The organism is uncultured Sphingopyxis sp. (assembly GCF_900078365.1).
Taxonomy (GTDB): Bacteria; Pseudomonadota; Alphaproteobacteria; order Sphingomonadales; family Sphingomonadaceae; genus Sphingopyxis.
The window spans coordinates 625,491-641,145 of record NZ_LT598653.1 but is presented as its reverse complement, the minus strand read 5'-3'; the positions used below and the strand labels follow the sequence as shown (position 1 = coordinate 641,145).

The 15,655-nt window shown below is 66.5% G+C and carries 15 protein-coding genes; 2 read left to right on the top strand and 13 right to left on the bottom strand.

Annotated features, from left to right (window positions below; genetic code table 11):
- Nucleotides 1–3: 3 nt before the first annotated feature.
- Complete coding sequence (locus QZL87_RS02875) at nucleotides 4–1,686, bottom strand: hypothetical protein (RefSeq protein ID WP_295323526.1); 1,683 nt, start codon at nucleotides 1,684–1,686, stop codon at nucleotides 4–6.
- A complete protein-coding gene (locus QZL87_RS02870; RefSeq protein WP_295323524.1) occupies nucleotides 1,683–2,678 on the bottom strand; it encodes a glycosyltransferase family 2 protein in 996 nt (331 codons plus the stop codon). The genes QZL87_RS02875 and QZL87_RS02870 overlap by 4 nt, the downstream gene beginning before the upstream one ends.
- 186 nt (nucleotides 2,679–2,864) lie before the next feature.
- On the opposite strand from QZL87_RS02870, the gene QZL87_RS02865 reads away from it, so the two are divergent.
- Nucleotides 2,865–3,281 carry a GFA family protein gene (locus QZL87_RS02865; RefSeq protein WP_295323522.1) on the top strand — a complete coding sequence of 139 codons (417 nt, stop codon included), beginning with the start codon at nucleotides 2,865–2,867 and terminating at the stop codon, nucleotides 3,279–3,281.
- Here QZL87_RS02865 and QZL87_RS02860 read toward each other — a convergent pair.
- The 9 genes from QZL87_RS02860 to QZL87_RS02820 form a co-directional block, all read right to left on the bottom strand.
- Nucleotides 3,263–4,639: a serine hydrolase gene (locus QZL87_RS02860; protein WP_295323520.1), complete on the bottom strand. Its 1,377-nt coding sequence runs from the start codon at nucleotides 4,637–4,639 to the stop codon at nucleotides 3,263–3,265. The two genes, QZL87_RS02865 and QZL87_RS02860, sit on opposite strands and share 19 nt — an antisense overlap.
- Before the next feature lies 1 nt (nucleotide 4,640).
- Nucleotides 4,641–4,994, bottom strand: coding sequence for a hypothetical protein (locus tag QZL87_RS02855; RefSeq protein ID WP_295323518.1), 354 nt, complete (start codon nucleotides 4,992–4,994; stop codon nucleotides 4,641–4,643).
- A gap of 14 nt (nucleotides 4,995–5,008) precedes the next feature.
- Nucleotides 5,009–5,755: a hypothetical protein gene (locus QZL87_RS02850; protein WP_295323515.1), complete on the bottom strand. Its 747-nt coding sequence runs from the start codon at nucleotides 5,753–5,755 to the stop codon at nucleotides 5,009–5,011.
- An 86-nt stretch (nucleotides 5,756–5,841) separates the two neighbouring features.
- Complete coding sequence (locus tag QZL87_RS02845; protein ID WP_295323513.1) at nucleotides 5,842–7,161, bottom strand: replication-associated recombination protein A; 1,320 nt, start codon at nucleotides 7,159–7,161, stop codon at nucleotides 5,842–5,844.
- A gap of 2 nt (nucleotides 7,162–7,163) precedes the next feature.
- A complete protein-coding gene (locus tag QZL87_RS02840; protein WP_295323510.1) occupies nucleotides 7,164–8,318 on the bottom strand; it encodes a glycosyltransferase family 1 protein in 1,155 nt (384 codons plus the stop codon).
- A gap of 41 nt (nucleotides 8,319–8,359) precedes the next feature.
- On the bottom strand, nucleotides 8,360–9,304 hold the full coding sequence (locus QZL87_RS02835) for a hemolysin family protein (RefSeq protein ID WP_295323508.1): 945 nt from the start codon (nucleotides 9,302–9,304) through the stop codon (nucleotides 8,360–8,362).
- A gap of 19 nt (nucleotides 9,305–9,323) precedes the next feature.
- Nucleotides 9,324–9,830: an rRNA maturation RNase YbeY gene (ybeY, locus tag QZL87_RS02830; RefSeq protein ID WP_295323505.1), complete on the bottom strand. Its 507-nt coding sequence runs from the start codon at nucleotides 9,828–9,830 to the stop codon at nucleotides 9,324–9,326.
- Between the two features lie 326 nt (nucleotides 9,831–10,156).
- Nucleotides 10,157–11,032: a sigma-70 family RNA polymerase sigma factor gene (locus QZL87_RS02825; RefSeq protein ID WP_295323503.1), complete on the bottom strand. Its 876-nt coding sequence runs from the start codon at nucleotides 11,030–11,032 to the stop codon at nucleotides 10,157–10,159.
- Nucleotides 11,032–11,487: a carboxymuconolactone decarboxylase family protein gene (locus tag QZL87_RS02820; protein ID WP_295323500.1), complete on the bottom strand. Its 456-nt coding sequence runs from the start codon at nucleotides 11,485–11,487 to the stop codon at nucleotides 11,032–11,034. Before QZL87_RS02820 ends, QZL87_RS02825 begins: the two co-directional genes overlap by 1 nt.
- A gap of 175 nt (nucleotides 11,488–11,662) precedes the next feature.
- Between QZL87_RS02820 and QZL87_RS02815 the strand changes: the two genes are divergently transcribed.
- Nucleotides 11,663–12,040 carry a DoxX family protein gene (locus tag QZL87_RS02815; protein ID WP_295323498.1) on the top strand — a complete coding sequence of 126 codons (378 nt, stop codon included), beginning with the start codon at nucleotides 11,663–11,665 and terminating at the stop codon, nucleotides 12,038–12,040.
- Between the two features lie 240 nt (nucleotides 12,041–12,280).
- Here QZL87_RS02815 and QZL87_RS02810 read toward each other — a convergent pair whose 3' ends face one another.
- Nucleotides 12,281–13,258: a DUF6607 family protein gene (locus tag QZL87_RS02810; protein ID WP_295323495.1), complete on the bottom strand. Its 978-nt coding sequence runs from the start codon at nucleotides 13,256–13,258 to the stop codon at nucleotides 12,281–12,283.
- Between the two features lie 21 nt (nucleotides 13,259–13,279).
- Nucleotides 13,280–15,493, bottom strand: a complete 2,214-nt coding sequence (locus QZL87_RS02805) for a TonB-dependent hemoglobin/transferrin/lactoferrin family receptor (protein WP_295323492.1) — start codon at nucleotides 15,491–15,493, stop codon at nucleotides 13,280–13,282.
- Nucleotides 15,494–15,655 lie beyond the last annotated feature (162 nt).

Sequence of the window (15,655 nt, the reverse complement as noted above, 5' to 3'; positions counted from 1 at the left end):
CGATCAAAAAGGCATGAACAACGGGCCGTCCTCATCGGGTCGGGCCGGCGGACGGATGCCGTTGCCCCAGATGAGGCGGGCCGCGCGGGCGCCCGGCACCGACGCGATATGAAACCCGCGGTCGAGATGAACGACCTGGCCCGGGGAGACCGCACGGCCGTTCAGGACCACCCCCGCGTCGCGCACGGTATAGTCGCCGGGCACCCTGACGCGGAACCGATGCTCGCTGGCGCCGGCGGGAATCGCCTCTCCCGCCACCCAGAAGGGACCCCACAGAGGGATATAGGTGTCGCGGATCGCGGCGAGGTCGCCGGGCAGAAACTGGGGCACCGGACGGGTGCCGTTCAGCGCCGCCTCGAACATATAATCGTCGTTGACCACGAGCGGCACCGGTGTCGCCGCCATGGTTGCCTCCATACTGGGAAAGGCGCCGGCCAGATATTGTTCGGTGCCCCACGGGGTCATGAACACATTGGCTTTCGGAAAGCGGCCGAGCAGCGCGCAACTGTCGAAATAGGCTATGGGGCGCGCGAACATCCGGTCGGCCGCGCGCAAAATGTCGCGTTGGCGGTCGATCGGATTATATGGCTCGACGAGCAACACAAATCCGGCGCCGAGCAAAAAGACCAGCGCAGCCAGCCGCCCGCCATAGCGCCGGATCGTCCACGACATCGACAGGCCGCAGGCAACGGCGGCGGGCGCCAGTATATAGACGTAAAAATAAGGCGCCGTATTGTGGTAGAAGAGGAAACTGGAAAGCGGCGCGAGATAGCCCGCGAGGCAGATTTTCTCCGCTTTCGACAAGCTCGCGGCGCGCCAGATCGCGAACGGCGCCGACAGGATCAGCAGCGTCAGCGGCAAGGAGAACAGGGCACCGCCGAGCAAATACCGCCCGTAGGAGATCGAACCCAGATTGAACATCTTGTCGCCCGCGCGCGACACGACCGAGATGGCCTCGCCGCCGCTTCCCGCCGCCAGCGATGCGGCATGCAACAGAAAGATCGCCGCGAAAATCGCAACCGTGACGATGGCGGTGAGCGCAAGTCGGACCGTGATTTGCCTCTTGCCGGTCGCTTCCGACCAGCGCAACCACGCGATACCCATGAAGAGCGGCGCATAGAGCGCCGTCTTGATCGTCAGCACGGCCGCGGTGCCCGCGAGAGCCGCCGCGCCCAGGATCGCCCAGGCGTCGAGCCGCGACCGCAGCATGATCCACGCCGAGGTCATCAGCAGCGCGGCGGCCGGAGCGTCGAAGCGGAACGATGTTCCGTGCTGCAACACATAGATGGCTGTCAGATAGGCGAGCGCGCAGCAGGCGGCGGCGGTCCGGTCGACAAAGCGCGCGGCCGACCCGGCGATCGCCGCCGCGGCCAGCAGGACGCAAAAAAGCATGAACAGCCGGATCAGGATGATATGGTCGACCCCCGTGCCCGGCAGGTCGACGACCCAGAGGAATGCCCGCGTATAGAGCGTCTGCAACGGCTGCGACAGCGTGCCCCGCGCCAGCGCGTGAATCTGGCTGTAGTGATAGAATTCGTCCCAGTTGACGGCGCGCGTCAAGGCGATGTGGAGGTGCAGCAAAAGCGCGGCCCCGATCGCGAAACACGCCCACGCAAAAGGCCCGGAACCGACCTGCCCTTCGCCGCGCCCCGCGACGAACGGGCGACCAACGAGCGCGCCTGTCACGCCGCACCCTTGCGCGGAGCGCGCTCGGACGGCGCGGGCATTGCCGCGGCGTCGATCCGCCCCTCGATCTCGCGCAGCCGTGTCAGGCTCTCTTCTATCAGTTTGCGGTTCGTCGCGATCAAATCGGCGAGAATGCCGAAGGTGGCGGTGAGCGCGCCCAGCACCAGCAGCGCGCCGCCGATGACCAGCGACTGGACATGGCCGTCGCCGTCGCCGCTCGCCCAGAACCACAGGAAGCGCAGCATCGGCAACAGACCGGCGAACGTCATCGCCAGCCCAAGCCCGACGAAGACGCGCAGCGGATTATACGTCGTATAGGCACGCGCCATCGTAATGCCCGTGTTGACGATGAAACGCGGAATCGATTTGAACAGGCGCGACGGGCGAAGCGTGGCATTGGTACGGATCGGCACGCTCAGGATCGACAGCCGCTTGCGGCCCGCCTGGATCAGCATGTCGGTGGTATAGCTGAATTCGGTGGTGATGTTGATGCGCTGCGCCGCCTCGCGGCTGATCGCGCGAAAGCCGCTGACCGCGTCCGAAATCTGCACATTGGCGAGGCGCTGGACCACCCTGCTGCCCAATTCCTGCAGGCGGCGCTTGACCGGACCGAAATGCGCATTGTCGGAGACGCCGCGGTCGCCGACGACGATGTCGGCGCGGCCGTCGAGGATCGGCGCGACGATCCGGGCGATGTCCTCGCCGACATATTGGCCGTCGGCGTCGGTGTTGACGATGATGTCGGCCCCCGCCGCGAGCGCGGCATCGACGCCCGAACGGAACGCGGCGGCGAGACCGCGGTTGGTGCGGTGGCGCACGACATGATGCACGCCCCACATCCGCGCGACCTGCGCCGTATTGTCGGTGCTGCCGTCGTCGATGACGAGGATTTCGATCGTGTCGATGCCGTCGATCTTGCGGGGCAAGGCCGCGAGCGTCGCGGGGAGATCTTCGGCCTCGTTCAGGCAGGGAATCTGGATGACCAGCTTCATCGCGCCGCCCTCCGGCTCACCGCCCACTCGCTCATTCCGCTCTGATCCATGGAAATCCCCAACATTCCGTGTCCTCGCGGCCTAGGGGCTTGTGGTTAATATCGCACTAACGCACGCATTCGGGGCCATTGCTCCCGCGGTCATGTTTATGTTATGTTCTCCATCCGATTCCCCGAGGAGAGAGCCATGACCGACGAAGCCCCCCGCGCCAGCGGCCAATGCCATTGCGGCGAAATCCGCTATTCGATGAGCACCGCGGTGCAGCATCATGCGCTGTGCCATTGCGGCGATTGCCGCCGTCATTCGGGCGCGCCGCTCGTCGGCTGGGCGCTCGTCGGCAACGACGAGATCGAGATTAGCGGCACCGCGAAAATCTATGCCTCGTCCGAACATGGCCGCCGCCATTTCTGCGGCAATTGCGGCACCGGGCTTTTCTACACGAACGAGGCGATGTTTCCTGGGCAGATCGACGTGCAGAGCGCGACGCTCGACGACCCAGACCTGATCCCGGCGCAGGCGCAGATCCAGACCGCCGAGCGCATCGGCTGGATGGAGAAACTGAACGACCTGCCCGCCTTCGAGCGTTACCCGCCCTTCGAATAACGCGGGTCATCGTCGTCGGCGGCGACCACCGCCGCGACGAGCTTCGCGATGTCGAGCAGGGTCTTGGCGTCGTCATAACCCTGGCGGACGATCACGAGCGCGCGCGACGGGATGACGACGACATATTGGCCGCGGTTGCCGAAACCGCCGAAGGCGTCGGCGGGCACGCCCTCCGACTTGGCGAGCAGCCAGAAACCGGCGCCATAACCGAACGGCCCATCGGGCTGCGGTCCGCTCGGCGTGGTGACGAAACGGCGCCAGCCGGCGGGAAGCAGGCGCTCGCCCCGCCACATGCCGTCATTCTGGTAGAGGAGCCCGAGCCGCGCGAGGTCGCGCGCGCTGGTCCACACCTGGCTCGACAATATATAGTCGCCGTCCTTGTCATGCTCGGCGAAGGTCCGCGTCATGCCGAGCCGGTCGAAGAAAGCGGCGGGATCGAGCGGCGTTCCCGCCTTTTCGAGCGCCGCCCGCAGCGACAGCGTCGCGAGCAACGTGTCGTTGTTGGCGTAGCGATAGCGCGTGTTCGGCGGATTGAGCAGCGGCCATTGCGTCGTCCACTGGCGCACCGATGCGCCGCCCATATAGATGGCGTCGGTGCGGTTTCCGGCGGTGTCGCTGGTGAGGCCGCTCGCCATGCGCATCAGTTGCTCGGTGGTGATCGCGGCGCGCGGGTCGCCCGGCGTCCGCCATTCGGCGATCATGGCGGGCTTGGTGACGTCTATCTGCCCCTTGAGCACCGCATTCCCGATCAGCGTCACCGCTATCGACTTGGCGACCGAAAAGGTGCGTTGCGCGGTGTGCATGTCGTGGCCGCCCCAATAGCGTTCGAGCGCGATGCGGCCGTTCTTGACGATCAGCAGCGAACTGGTGCGGCCGCCGAAGCGGGCCATGTCCGCCGTCGCTTGCTCGAACTTCGTCTGCCCCTTGACCGGCCAGCGCGCCCCCTTGTCGCCCATCGGCCAGGGTTGGGCATCGAGGTCGGGGCGGCGTTCGACGGCGCCGGCGGTCTCCGCAGGTCGCGCGCCGATCGGCAGCGTGACGCAGCCTTCGCGCCCGGTCCATACGGCGATGCGCGGCGGCATGCCGTCGCGATAGCGCACGCTGACGCGCTTCGCCTCCTCGTCGACGTCGGCCCTGAGCGCGCGGACGTCGGCCTCGATCTCGGGATAGATGTTGGTGAGCTCGTCGCGCTCGATCGCCTCGACCGGCTTGCCCGCGCCGTTCCACAGCGACGAGCAGGTAAAGGCGGCGCGATAGCCCGCCGCCCAGGCGCGGGCGAGTTCGGCATCGGGCTGCGGCGCCTGCGCCGCCGCGGGCGCCGCGCCCGCGAGGAGCGCGGCGGCGAACAGGCGCAGCAAGTCAGGGCCGATCGCCGAAGGCCTGCCGCTGCGCCTTTTTTGCGCGATCCCACCAGGCACGGCGCAGGACGTCGGCGACCCGTTCGGGGTCGTCCGATCCGTAGCGGACGAGGAGCGCGTGCCAGCCTTCGTAATGCGGGGTCTGCCAGAAGGTGTCGGGATCGGTTTCAAGCAGCATTTCCTTTTCGTCGGGCTGGCACATCGCGGCGAAGCTGCCGGGCTCGCGGCCGGGCGAAGCGAGCGCCTTGCCATTGAGCTTCGGACAGGGGGTGCCATAAAAGGAAAGCATCTCGACGTCGGGAAGCGCGCAGGCGAAGGCCACCACATCGTCCCAATTGTCGAATGTCAGCGCCATATCGCCGGTTTAGCTCAGTCTTCCAAAGTCCCGGCGATGACCTCTATGTCGCGCCCCAAGGGCTGCATGGGCTGGAAGCGCAGGCGCGTCAACACCAGGCGGTCGTCCTGAATGTCGAGGTCGAACATGGCATGGCCGCCGCGCGGGCAGCATTGGCTGTCGTCGTCACGCGCGACGGGGGCCGATGCGGACATCGCGTCGAAGGCGAACTCCGCCGGGCCGCGCAGCCAATAGCCGGCGGGCAGCAACTTGCCGCCCTGCTCGGCCCAGCCGGACAGGTCGATACGGCGCCACCCGGGCTTTGCGACATCGTTCATGAACAGCGCATCGGCATTGCCGCCGCCGCTGCCGGCAAGCCGGCCGCCGACATGGACCAGCTGGCGCGCGTCGCCGTCGACGACCAGGTCGGGCGCGCCGAGCGATCCCGAGCTTTCGGCGAAACCCGCAAGCGACGCCTTGCCCGCCTTGTTTTGCGACACCAGAACCAGCATCCGCGTCCGGGCGCCGTCGCGCGGGGCGAGCAGCATCTTTTGCCAGAGCAGGGTCGCCCCGCGGTCCGCGCTGTTGATCCGCCCGCTCGCTTCGACGCTGCATGTCCCGCCGAAATCATAGAGGCATCGCTGCGCGATATGGGTGATGCGGGCACGCGTCAGCGCGATCTTCGCCGCGACGTCGGCCGCGGTGCAGGTGGTTTCGACGGTGCCGCCCGGACAGGACAGGATCGGTGTCGCTGCGGCGGCAAGGACAAGCGCCAATGCCATGATGACTACCCCAGTTCCGGCGCGACCCGACGGGGCGAAATTATACCCTCGCGGCGCACCGAACAAGGCTCGGAAAGCCCCCAGCGTCAGCTCTTGGCGCGGCGCCTTTCATCCCACCAGGCGAGGCGTTCGGCGATGCGCTTTTCGAAGCCGCGATCGACGGGGCGGTAGAAGGCGGCGGGGGCCATGCCGTCGGGCCAGTAATTGTCGCCCGAAAAGCCGTCGGGCGCGTCATGGTCGTAGCTGTAGCCCGCGCCATAACCCAGATCTTTCATCAGCTTGGTCGGGGCGTTGAGGATGTTCGCGGGCGGCGCGAGGCTACCGGTCTCGCGCGCCGCGGCCCACGCCGCCTTCTGCGCGGCATAGGCGGCGTTCGATTTGGGCGCGGTGGCGAGATAGAGGCAGGCCTGCACGATCGCGAGCTCGCCCTCGGGCGAACCGAGGAACTGATAGGCGTCCTTCGCCGCGAGGCATTGCACCAGCGCCTGCGGGTCGGCGAGGCCGATGTCCTCGCTCGCGAAGCGGGTGAGTCGCCGCAGGACGTAGAGCGGCTCCTCGCCCGCGACGAGCATCCGCGCGAGCCAGTAGAGCGCCGCCTGCGGGTCCGAGCCGCGCAGCGCCTTGTGGAGCGCCGAGATCAGATTGTAATGGCCGTCGCGATCCTTGTCGTAGACCGGCATCCGGCGGTGGAGAAACTGCGCGAGTTCGTCCGGGCCCAGCGGCTCCTCGATCGTCACCGAAAACAGCGTCTCGACCTGGTTGAGCAGGAAGCGTCCGTCGCCGTCGGCGCTGGCGATCAGCGCCGCGCGCGCCGCGCCGGTCACCGGCAGGCGCTGGCCCAGCTCGGCCTCGGCGCGCTCGATCAGCGTGCCGAGCGCCTCCTCGCCGAGCCGGTTGAGAACGAGCACCTGCGCGCGGCTCAAAAGCGCGGCATTCAGCGCGAAGCTGGGATTCTCGGTCGTCGCGCCGACGAGGACGACGGTGCCGCGCTCGACATAGGGCAGGAAGCCGTCCTGCTGCGCGCGGTTGAAGCGGTGAATCTCGTCGACGAAGAGCAGGGTGCGCTTGCCCGCCGCCGCCATCTTTTCGGCATCGGCGAAGGCTTGCCTGAGGTCGGCGACGCCCGAGAAGACCGCCGACAGCGGCGCGAAGCGCATGGAGACCGCCTCCGCGAGCAGCCGCGCGATCGTCGTCTTGCCGGTGCCCGGCGGTCCCCAGAGGATGATCGACGACAATTGCCCGGCGGCGACCATGCGGCCGATCGCGCCCTCGGGGCCGGTCAAATGCTCCTGCCCGACGACGTCGGCGAGCGTGCGCGGGCGCAGCCGCTCGGCGAGCGGCACCGGGCCGGTCGCGCCGCCCCGCTGCGCCGCGGGTATTTCCTCGCCGAACAGATCTCCGGCCATCGTCAGGATCGCCGCTGTTTCTGGCGGATCAGGCGGATATAGGTGTCGGCGACCGCCTGGTTGATCGCATCCCATTGATAGGCGCCGCTTTCGAGCACCGCCGCCGCGCCATGTTCGGCGCGCAGCGCGGGGTCGCGGCAATATTGCTGGAGATGGTCGGCAAAGCCGGTGATCGATCCGGGTGCGACGAGATAGCCCGTCTGGCCGTGCTTGACGATGCTCGCGCTGCCGGTGGCGCGCGCGGCGACGACGGGCAGCCCGCACGCCATGGCTTCCAACGTCACATTGCCGAAGGTTTCGGTGACCGAAGGGTTGAAGAAGATGTCGCACGAAGCAAGCGCGCGGGCGAGGTCCTCGCCACCCTGGAAGCCGACGAAACTAGCGTCGGGGAGCCGCGATTCGAACCAGTCGCGCGCCGGCCCCTCGCCGATCACGACGACCTTGTGCGGCACGCCGCGCCGCTGGAGCAGGTCGATCGCGTCGGCGAAGACGTCGAGCCCCTTTTCCATCACCAGCCGGCCGAGAAAGGCGATCGCGGGCCCGTCATCGCCGATGCCCAGCGCGCGGCGCCACGTCATGTCGCGCCGGCCGGGGTTGAACACTCCTTGCTCGACCCCGCGCGTCCAGATGCCGATGTCGTAGTTCATCCGCTGGTCGCGCAGCACCTGCGCGAAGCTTTCGGACGGCGCGATCAGCGCGTCGCACTTGCGGTAAAGCTTGCGCAGCCAGGCGACGACGACGGGTTCGAGGAAGGAGAGATTATAATAGCGGAAATAGGTTTCGAAGCGCGTGTGGACCGAGCAGGCGACCGGCAACCGCCGCCGCCGCGCCCACGCCGCCGCCTGCCGCGACACGCGGTCGGGGCTGGAGATATGGACGATGTTGGGCGCGAAGGCGGTGATGTCCTCGCGGACGCGCGACGAGAAGCTCAAGGGAATGCGATATTCGCTGCGTCCCGGGATCGCCATCGACGGCACGCTGACAAGATCGCCGGTCGGCGCGAAATCGGGGTCGGCGACGGTCGGCGAATAGACGCGGACCGCCGCGCCATGCGCCAGCAGAAAGCCGACGAGGCGATTCAGCGCCTTGTTCGCACCATCGGTGGTCATGTTGTAATTGCCGCTGAACAGGGCGATGCGAAGGTCGGAAACTTCCATCCGGTCGCGCCTAATCCTTTAGCCGTGCCTTGGCAATTGCGTCAGAACTCCTCGGTCCGTTCCGACGGCGCCTCCAGATCGACTTCGACCGGCGGGTGGAGGCGCAGGCGGTGGACGCGGCGCTCGTCGGCCTCGGTCACCTCGATCCGCCAGCCGCTCGGGTGGAGGAGGATCTCGCCGACCTCGGGAACATGCCCCGCGAGCACCGCGGCAAGCCCGCCCAATGTATCGACATCCTCGTCGACTTCGGCGAGGCGGGGGTCGATCGCCTCGCCGACGTCGTCGAGCTCGGCGCGCGCATCGGCGTCCCAGCAGCCATGCTCGCCCGCGACGATCAGCGGTTCGGGCTCGTCGTCATGCTCGTCCTCGATCTCGCCGACGATCTCCTCGACCAGATCCTCGATCGTCAGCAGGCCTTCGGTGCCCGAATATTCGTCGATGACGATGGCGAGGTGGGTACGCTTGGCGCGCATTTCGGCGAGCAGGTCGAGCACGCCCATCGACTGCGGGACATAGAGCGGCTGGCGGATCAGGTCGAGCAGCGGCGGCGGCGGGCGCCCCTCGGCAAGCACGGCGAACACGTCCTTGACGTGAATCATGCCGACGACCTCGTCGAGATTTTCGCGATAGACCGGCAGGCGGCTGTGCCCCGCTTCGACAAAAAGCGCGACGACCTCCGCAAAGGGCGCGCTTTCGGGAATGGCGATGATGTCGGCGCGCGGCACCGCGACATCATCGACGGTCTGTTCACCGAAGTGGAGGAGGTTGCGCAGCATCTTGCGCTCGATCGGCGACAGGTCGCCGACGATGTTGCTGCCGCGCCGGTCCTCGCCCTCTTCCTCGGCCTCGTCGATGACCTCTTCGATCTGTTCGCGCAGCGACGGTTCCTTGTCGCCGCCGAACAACAGGTTTTTCAGTCCGGACAGCAGCCCGGACCTGCTACTGTCCTCTTCCGATCGGTTCGAAGATCCCTGGTCGTCGGGCATTTTTCCGGCTTATCCTAAGTTAGTCCCGATCCGCATATGGATTGGCGATGCCCAGCGATGCAAGGGCTTTCACTTCGAGCGCCTCCATCGCCGCCGCCGAGGGGTCGTCCATATGGTCGTATCCGACGAGGTGAAGCATGCCGTGGACGATCAGGTGCGTCGCATGATCGGCGAGGGAAACCCCCTTCTCCTCCGCCTCGCGCGCGCAGGTTTCGCGTGCGAGCACGATGTCGCCGAGCAGGATTTCTCCGTCGTCGCTGTTCGCGAGCCCTTCGAGCAGATCGTCCTGAACCTGCGGGAAGGACAGGACGTTGGTCGGCTTGTCCTTGCCGCGAAAGTCGCGGTTGAGCGTCTGCACCTCGGCATCGTCGGTCAGACGGATCGCGATTTCGACCAGCGGCGCGGCGTCGGCAAGCGCGGCGAAGGGCGTCAGCGCCAGCGCCGCCGCGGCCGCCTCCGCGGCGCGGGCGTCCCAGTCGACGGCGTCGGGCCACGGGGTCGCGGCGTGCGTTTCGACGCTCAGCATGGAAAATGGCGCGCCGGAAAAATGGCCGAAAACTGCGTAACTTCACTCTGGAATCGCGGTTTCGAGGCGGAAGGAACAACGATGCGGATCATGCGAGCGACGCTATAATGGCGGCGCACTGTAGGACAGCGAAAAATTGCTGGGCGTGTCCCTCGGCTTGGGGATGGGGAGCGGACGTTCCCCAAATTTCCTTCGTCATCCCGGACTTGATCCGGGATCCCGCTTTGTGATGCCCCCCCCCCTGATTTCGACAGCAAGCGGGACCCCGGATCAGGTCCGGGGTGACGATGATTTATAGGCAGCTACCGGCCGTCAGCCGCCGCCCCTCAATGCACGTGCCGCAGCTTGTCGGGATTGCGCATCACATAGATGCCGGTGACCTTGCCGTCCTCGATCTCGAGCGCGGTGGTCTGCAACTCACCGTCGGCTTCGCGCGTGACGAAGCCCGGCAGGCCGTTGATCATGCCGGTGTGGACGAGGCTCGATCCATATTTGCCGAACAGGACCGCGAGGCTGCGGTGCAGCTTGAGCACAATATCGTAACCGAGCACCGGCTCCATCGCCGCCGGGCGCTTGCCGCCGCCATCGGTCCACATGCCGACGTCGGCCGCGAGCAGCGCGCCGAGCGCGCCCATGTCACCGCTGCGCGACGCGGCGAAAAAGGCGTTGGCGATCTCCAGCCCCTTTTCCTTCTCGAGCTTGTAGCGCGGGCGCGCGTCGCGGACGTGGGTGCGGGCGCGCGCCGCGAGCTGGCGCGCCGCGGCGGGATCGCGGTCGATCGTCTTCGCGACCTCATCGAACCCGACGCCGAAGACGTCGTGGAGCAGGAAGGCGGCGCGTTCGAGCGGGGAGAGCCGTTCGAGCGCGAGCATCAGCGGCAGGGTGACATCGTCCGCTTCCTCTTCCTCGACCAGCGGATCGGGCAGCCAGGGGCCGATATAGGTCTCGCGGGTGCTCCGCGCCGACTTGATCTGGTCGAGGCAGAGCCGCGTCACGGTGCGGCGGAGAAAGGCCGCGGGCTCGCGCACCGCGCCGCGGTCGGTGCCGAGCCAGCGGATATAGGCGTCCTGCACCACATCCTCGGCATCGGCGACCGAGCCGAGCATGCGATAGGCGACGCGGGTGAGCAGCGGACGCAGCGGGTCGAAACTCGCCGCCGCCTCCGCCGCATCGACCGCGCTCCGGATGCCGCCCGGCGTCATCAGGCCGCCTTCGGCACGCCGTTTTCGTACCAGAGGCCGAAGCCGACCGCGATGCGGTTCCAGCCATTGATCACATTGATCATCACGGTCAGGTTCACCTGTTCCTCCGGCGTGAAATGCGCTTCGAGCTCTTCCTTGGCCGCTTTGCGTGTGTGCTCTTCCGAAAGGCGGGTCAAGGCGTCGGTCCACGCCAGCGCGGCGCGTTCGCGGGGCGTGAAGACCGGGGCTTCGTGCCACGCCGCGAGCAGATAGATGCGTTGTTCGCTCTCGCCCTTCGCGCGGGCCTCGACCGTGTGCATGTTGATGCAGTTGGCGCAGCCGTTGAGGATCGACGAGCGGATTTTCACCAGTTCGGCCAGGCTCGGATCGAGGCTGTTTTGCGCGGCGATCGAAGCCGCCATCCACTGCTTCATCACCTGCGGGGCGGCGGCATAGGGGTCGGTAACCTTGGACATATCGTGTCTCCTTCAGGGGGTGTGCAGATATGACGAGACAGGAATGCCGAATGTGACACGAAGCGAGAAAATTTTCTCAGCTCGTCATTGCGAGCGAAGCGAAGCAATGACGGCTTGATAATCGGCGGACTAGGCGTAGCATCGCGCCGTCTTTCGGCAGTGGAGGGGAATGGCGATGAAGTTTCTGGGTGGTTTCAGCGAACAGGCCTATGCGCTGCTGCGCATCGTCGCGGGACTGCTGTTCCTCGCGCATGGCGTGCAGAAATTCTTCAATTTCCCGGTCGCCTTCCCGATGCCATTGAACCCGATGCTCCATGCCGCCGGGATCATAGAACTCGTCGCGGGCGGCCTGATCGTCATCGGCCTGTTCACGCGCCCCGCGGCCTTTGTCGCGAGCGGCATGGCGGCTGTCGGTTATTGGATGATGCACGGAAGCAAGGGGCTGTACCCGATCGTCAATGGCGGCGAAACGATCGCGCTCTATTGCTTCATCTTCCTGTTCATCGCGACGCGCGGCGCGGGGATATGGAGTGTTGACGGCGCAAAGAAATAGGGGGACCTCTGCGGAAATGGCTGGAACCAGCCGGTAGCGGACCTATCTTTCATCGTCATCCCCGCGAAAGCGGGGACCCAGAGCGCGCGTAGGCTGATCCCACACTGGGTTCCCGCTTTCGCGGGAATGACGAAGATAGGGAATGTCCACTTCCCACCCCAAAGCCGACAGTAGCACCCAAAAACAGGGGACGGCCCTTGCGGACCGCCCCCAGGTGCGGGCTTCACATGGTGAAGGTCTTCACAGCTTGCGCGTGTTCGCTTCGATCAGCTTCTTCGCCTCGGCGATCGCCTTGGCGGTGGTCAGCTTCTTTTCCTGAACCTCGTCGGCCATTTCGAGCAGGCGGCCGCTGATCACGGTGCCGGTCTCGGCCTTTTCCTCGATCGCGATGCCGCCCTTGGCCGCCGCCACCCGGTCCCATTCGGCGCGCACCGCGGCCCAATATTCCTTGGTCGCGGCCCAATAATCGTCGGCCGCTTTCACGTCATACTGGTCGTATTTGATATAGGTGTTGAGGACATATTCCTGGACGATCGGCACCAGCTTGCCGTCCTTCGTCCCCATCTTGGTATTGTCCTGCCAGTGGATCCAGCCGTCAGGCGAGGGTTGGTGGCGGTTGATCGAGAGATAGCGGTCATAGACCGGATTCCGCACCGCGTCGCGGCGCGCGAGGGGGCGCCAGGTCCAGCTCGAGCGCCAGCGGCGGATGCCGCCCTGCGTTTCGAACTGACCCCAGCCGGCGTAGCGCGGGCTGTCGTCGACCTGATAGACGGTCTGCGACCAGCGGCCGGTGCGCATCCGTTCGGGGACGTCTTCCCACGCCCAGATGTTGCGATCCGAATAGGCGAGAATCTTCGCGGGCTCATATTCCCAATCCTGCCGCCAATGCTTGATGACGAAGCTCTTGTCGTCGTCGCCGGTGATGACGAGCATGTGCTGCAATACGATCTTGCGCCCCGTGTCCTCGATCACGCGCACGACCTCGTTGCCGCCCGACCTTTTGGGTTCGAGCACCTCGTAATCGGGATCCCAGCGCGTCGATTCCTGCATGTTGAAGCTGACGCGGTAATTGCCCGCCATCGCGAGGATGTCGGCGCGGTCCTGCTCGAAATGGGCGGCGGCCTCCTCGGCGGCGATCGGCGGGTGCGCCGATGCGGTGACGGGCAGCGCGGCGGTGAGCAGCAACAGACCGGCGGCGAACTTGCGATAATGTTTCATCGGTGCAGTCCTTCTGTTCGACTAGAAGCGGAAGCTCAGCGAGGCGCTCACGTTGCGGCCGGGCTGGGTATAGGCGTCAGTGACGGTCGAGGTGGACGCGAGCCCGCGCACATCGCTCCACCACGCATATTTTTCGTCGAGGATGTTGAAGACCCCGGCGCGGAGCGTCAGCCCCTCCACGATCCGCACGAAGGCGGTCGCGTCGAGGATGGTGAAGCCGTCGGGGCGGTAGCATTCGGGCGTGCAAAGCCCTTCGGTCCGCGATGCCTCCTTGCGCGCGCTGTGCGTCATGATCAGCTGGCCGCCGAACCGCCCCGCGGGCTCGCGGTAGCCGACGCCCGCGACGAGCTTGAGCGGGTCGATCGTCGACAGCGGCACGCGCGTGCCGTCGGGCAATATCTCACTGCCCTTCGCATAGGATAGGGCGAGCGTCGTATACAGGCCGGACGACGCTCGCCCCTCGAACCGCGCTTCGGCGCCTTTGACCCGGGCGCGGTCGAGATTCACGAATTGATAGACGGCGGGATCGGCGGGCGTGAAGCTGCCGCTCACCACTTCCTGACTGATGAAATCCTTGTAGCGCGCCGAAAAGGCGGTGACGTCGAGGCTGACATGATCGCTGGAAAAGCGGATGCCGCCCTCGAAGCTTTCGCTGCGTTCGGGGCCGAGGTCGGGGTTCGGCGCCGAGGTGTAGCCGAAGGCGAGATTTTCGAAGAACTGGTTGACCTGCCCCGGCTCGGGCGCCTTGAAACCCGTCGCATAATTGGCGAACAGCCGCACCGTGTCGGTGATCTTCCACAGCGCGCCGAACTTGGGCGACAGACGCGAACCGCCCTGCCCGGCGCCGCTGAAGGCGGGGAGCAGCGGGTCGTCGTCGGGCGACAGGTCGTACCAGTCGAAGCGCAGCGCCGGATAAAGGATCAGCCGGCCGTCGGCGATGCTGATCTCGTCGCCCGCGAACAGGCCCGCGCGGGTGAAGTCGGTGCTCGGGAAGGCGCGCGTCGGAAAGACTTCGCCGAAGGGCGGGACGGTGCCGTCGCGCAGGCCCCGCTGGCGCGTCTTGCTGATGTCGCCGCCGAAGACGAGGCGGTGGGCGACCGCCCCGGTCGCAAAGTCGGCGCGCGCGTCGGCGGCGGCGCCGATGACGCGGTTCTCGAAGGTGTTGAGGCGCGTGCGGTCGACCGCGGGGGTGCGATCCTCTTCGGTATATTGATTGTCCTCGCCGTCCTGCCAGTAAAGCGCGACGCGCGCGAAATCGATCGCGCCCTCGCCCTCCCAGCTCCAGTCGAGCGAGACGCGCTTGCGTTCGCCGCTGTCCCAGCCTTCGAGCCGTTCGACCGACGCGCTGAGGCCGGTGAGCCCGTTCGTGTAAAGATGCGTGTCGAGATATTCGCCGGTCAGGCGCAGCTTGTGACCGTTCGCCGGATCATAGACGATGCGGGCGAGCGCGGCGTTCGAACGGCCGTCCTGCGGATTGGGTTCGGTGCGCAGCGTGCCGGTGCCGCCGACGTCGCCCTTGTTGTCGAGTTCCTGCCAGTCGCGGCGCGTATAGGCGGCCATCAGCGACCAGTCGCCGCTGCGCCCAGCGAGGATCGCGGTCTCGCTATACTCCTCGTCGGCGCTGCTGTAGCCGGCGCGGAGGAGGCCGCCGACAGTCTTGCCCGGCTGGATGAAATCGGCGGGGTCGGCGGTGATGAAACTGACCGCGCCCGCGAGCCCGTCGCTGCCATAGAGCGCCGACGAAGGGCCGCGCAGGATTTCGACCGACTTGATGAGGCCGAGGTCGACATAGTCGCCGCGGCCCGCCGCCTGCGCGCCGAAGCTGAAACCGTCGGGAACGCGCACCCCGTCGACCTGGATCAGCACGCGGTTGCCGCCGATGCCGCGAATGTTGAAGCTGTCGTTACCCGCGCGCCCGGTCGCGCCCAGCGCGGCGCCGAAGCGCGCGGGCTGGCGCTGGACGCTGACGCCCGGTTCGAAGCGCACGAGGTCGCGGATGTCGGTGACGAGCTCGTCGGCGATCTGCTCGTCGCTCTTGACGCTGACGGTGACGGGCAGGTCCTCGGCCCGCACCGCGGTGCGCGTCGCGGTCACGACGATCTGGTTCTTGCGTGCCAGCCAATATTCGCCGTCATTGTCCTGCGCAAAGGCCGGCGCAGCGGTCGCGGCGAGCGCAAGGCCCAGCGCGCTGCCGGCGGCGAGGCGGCTGACGGACGGCAAACTCTGGCTGGTCAATTTTCTTCCCCTGATTGTTATGCGATTGACTCGCAATAGCAGCGCCCTAGGCGCGCAAAATCAGAGGGTCAATATGCTAATGCGAATCACTCTCGAAAAATAGCGCGAACGGTGCGACGTTGTGGGAGGCGTCGTCCGGGACAATGTCAGGGGTCATCGGAT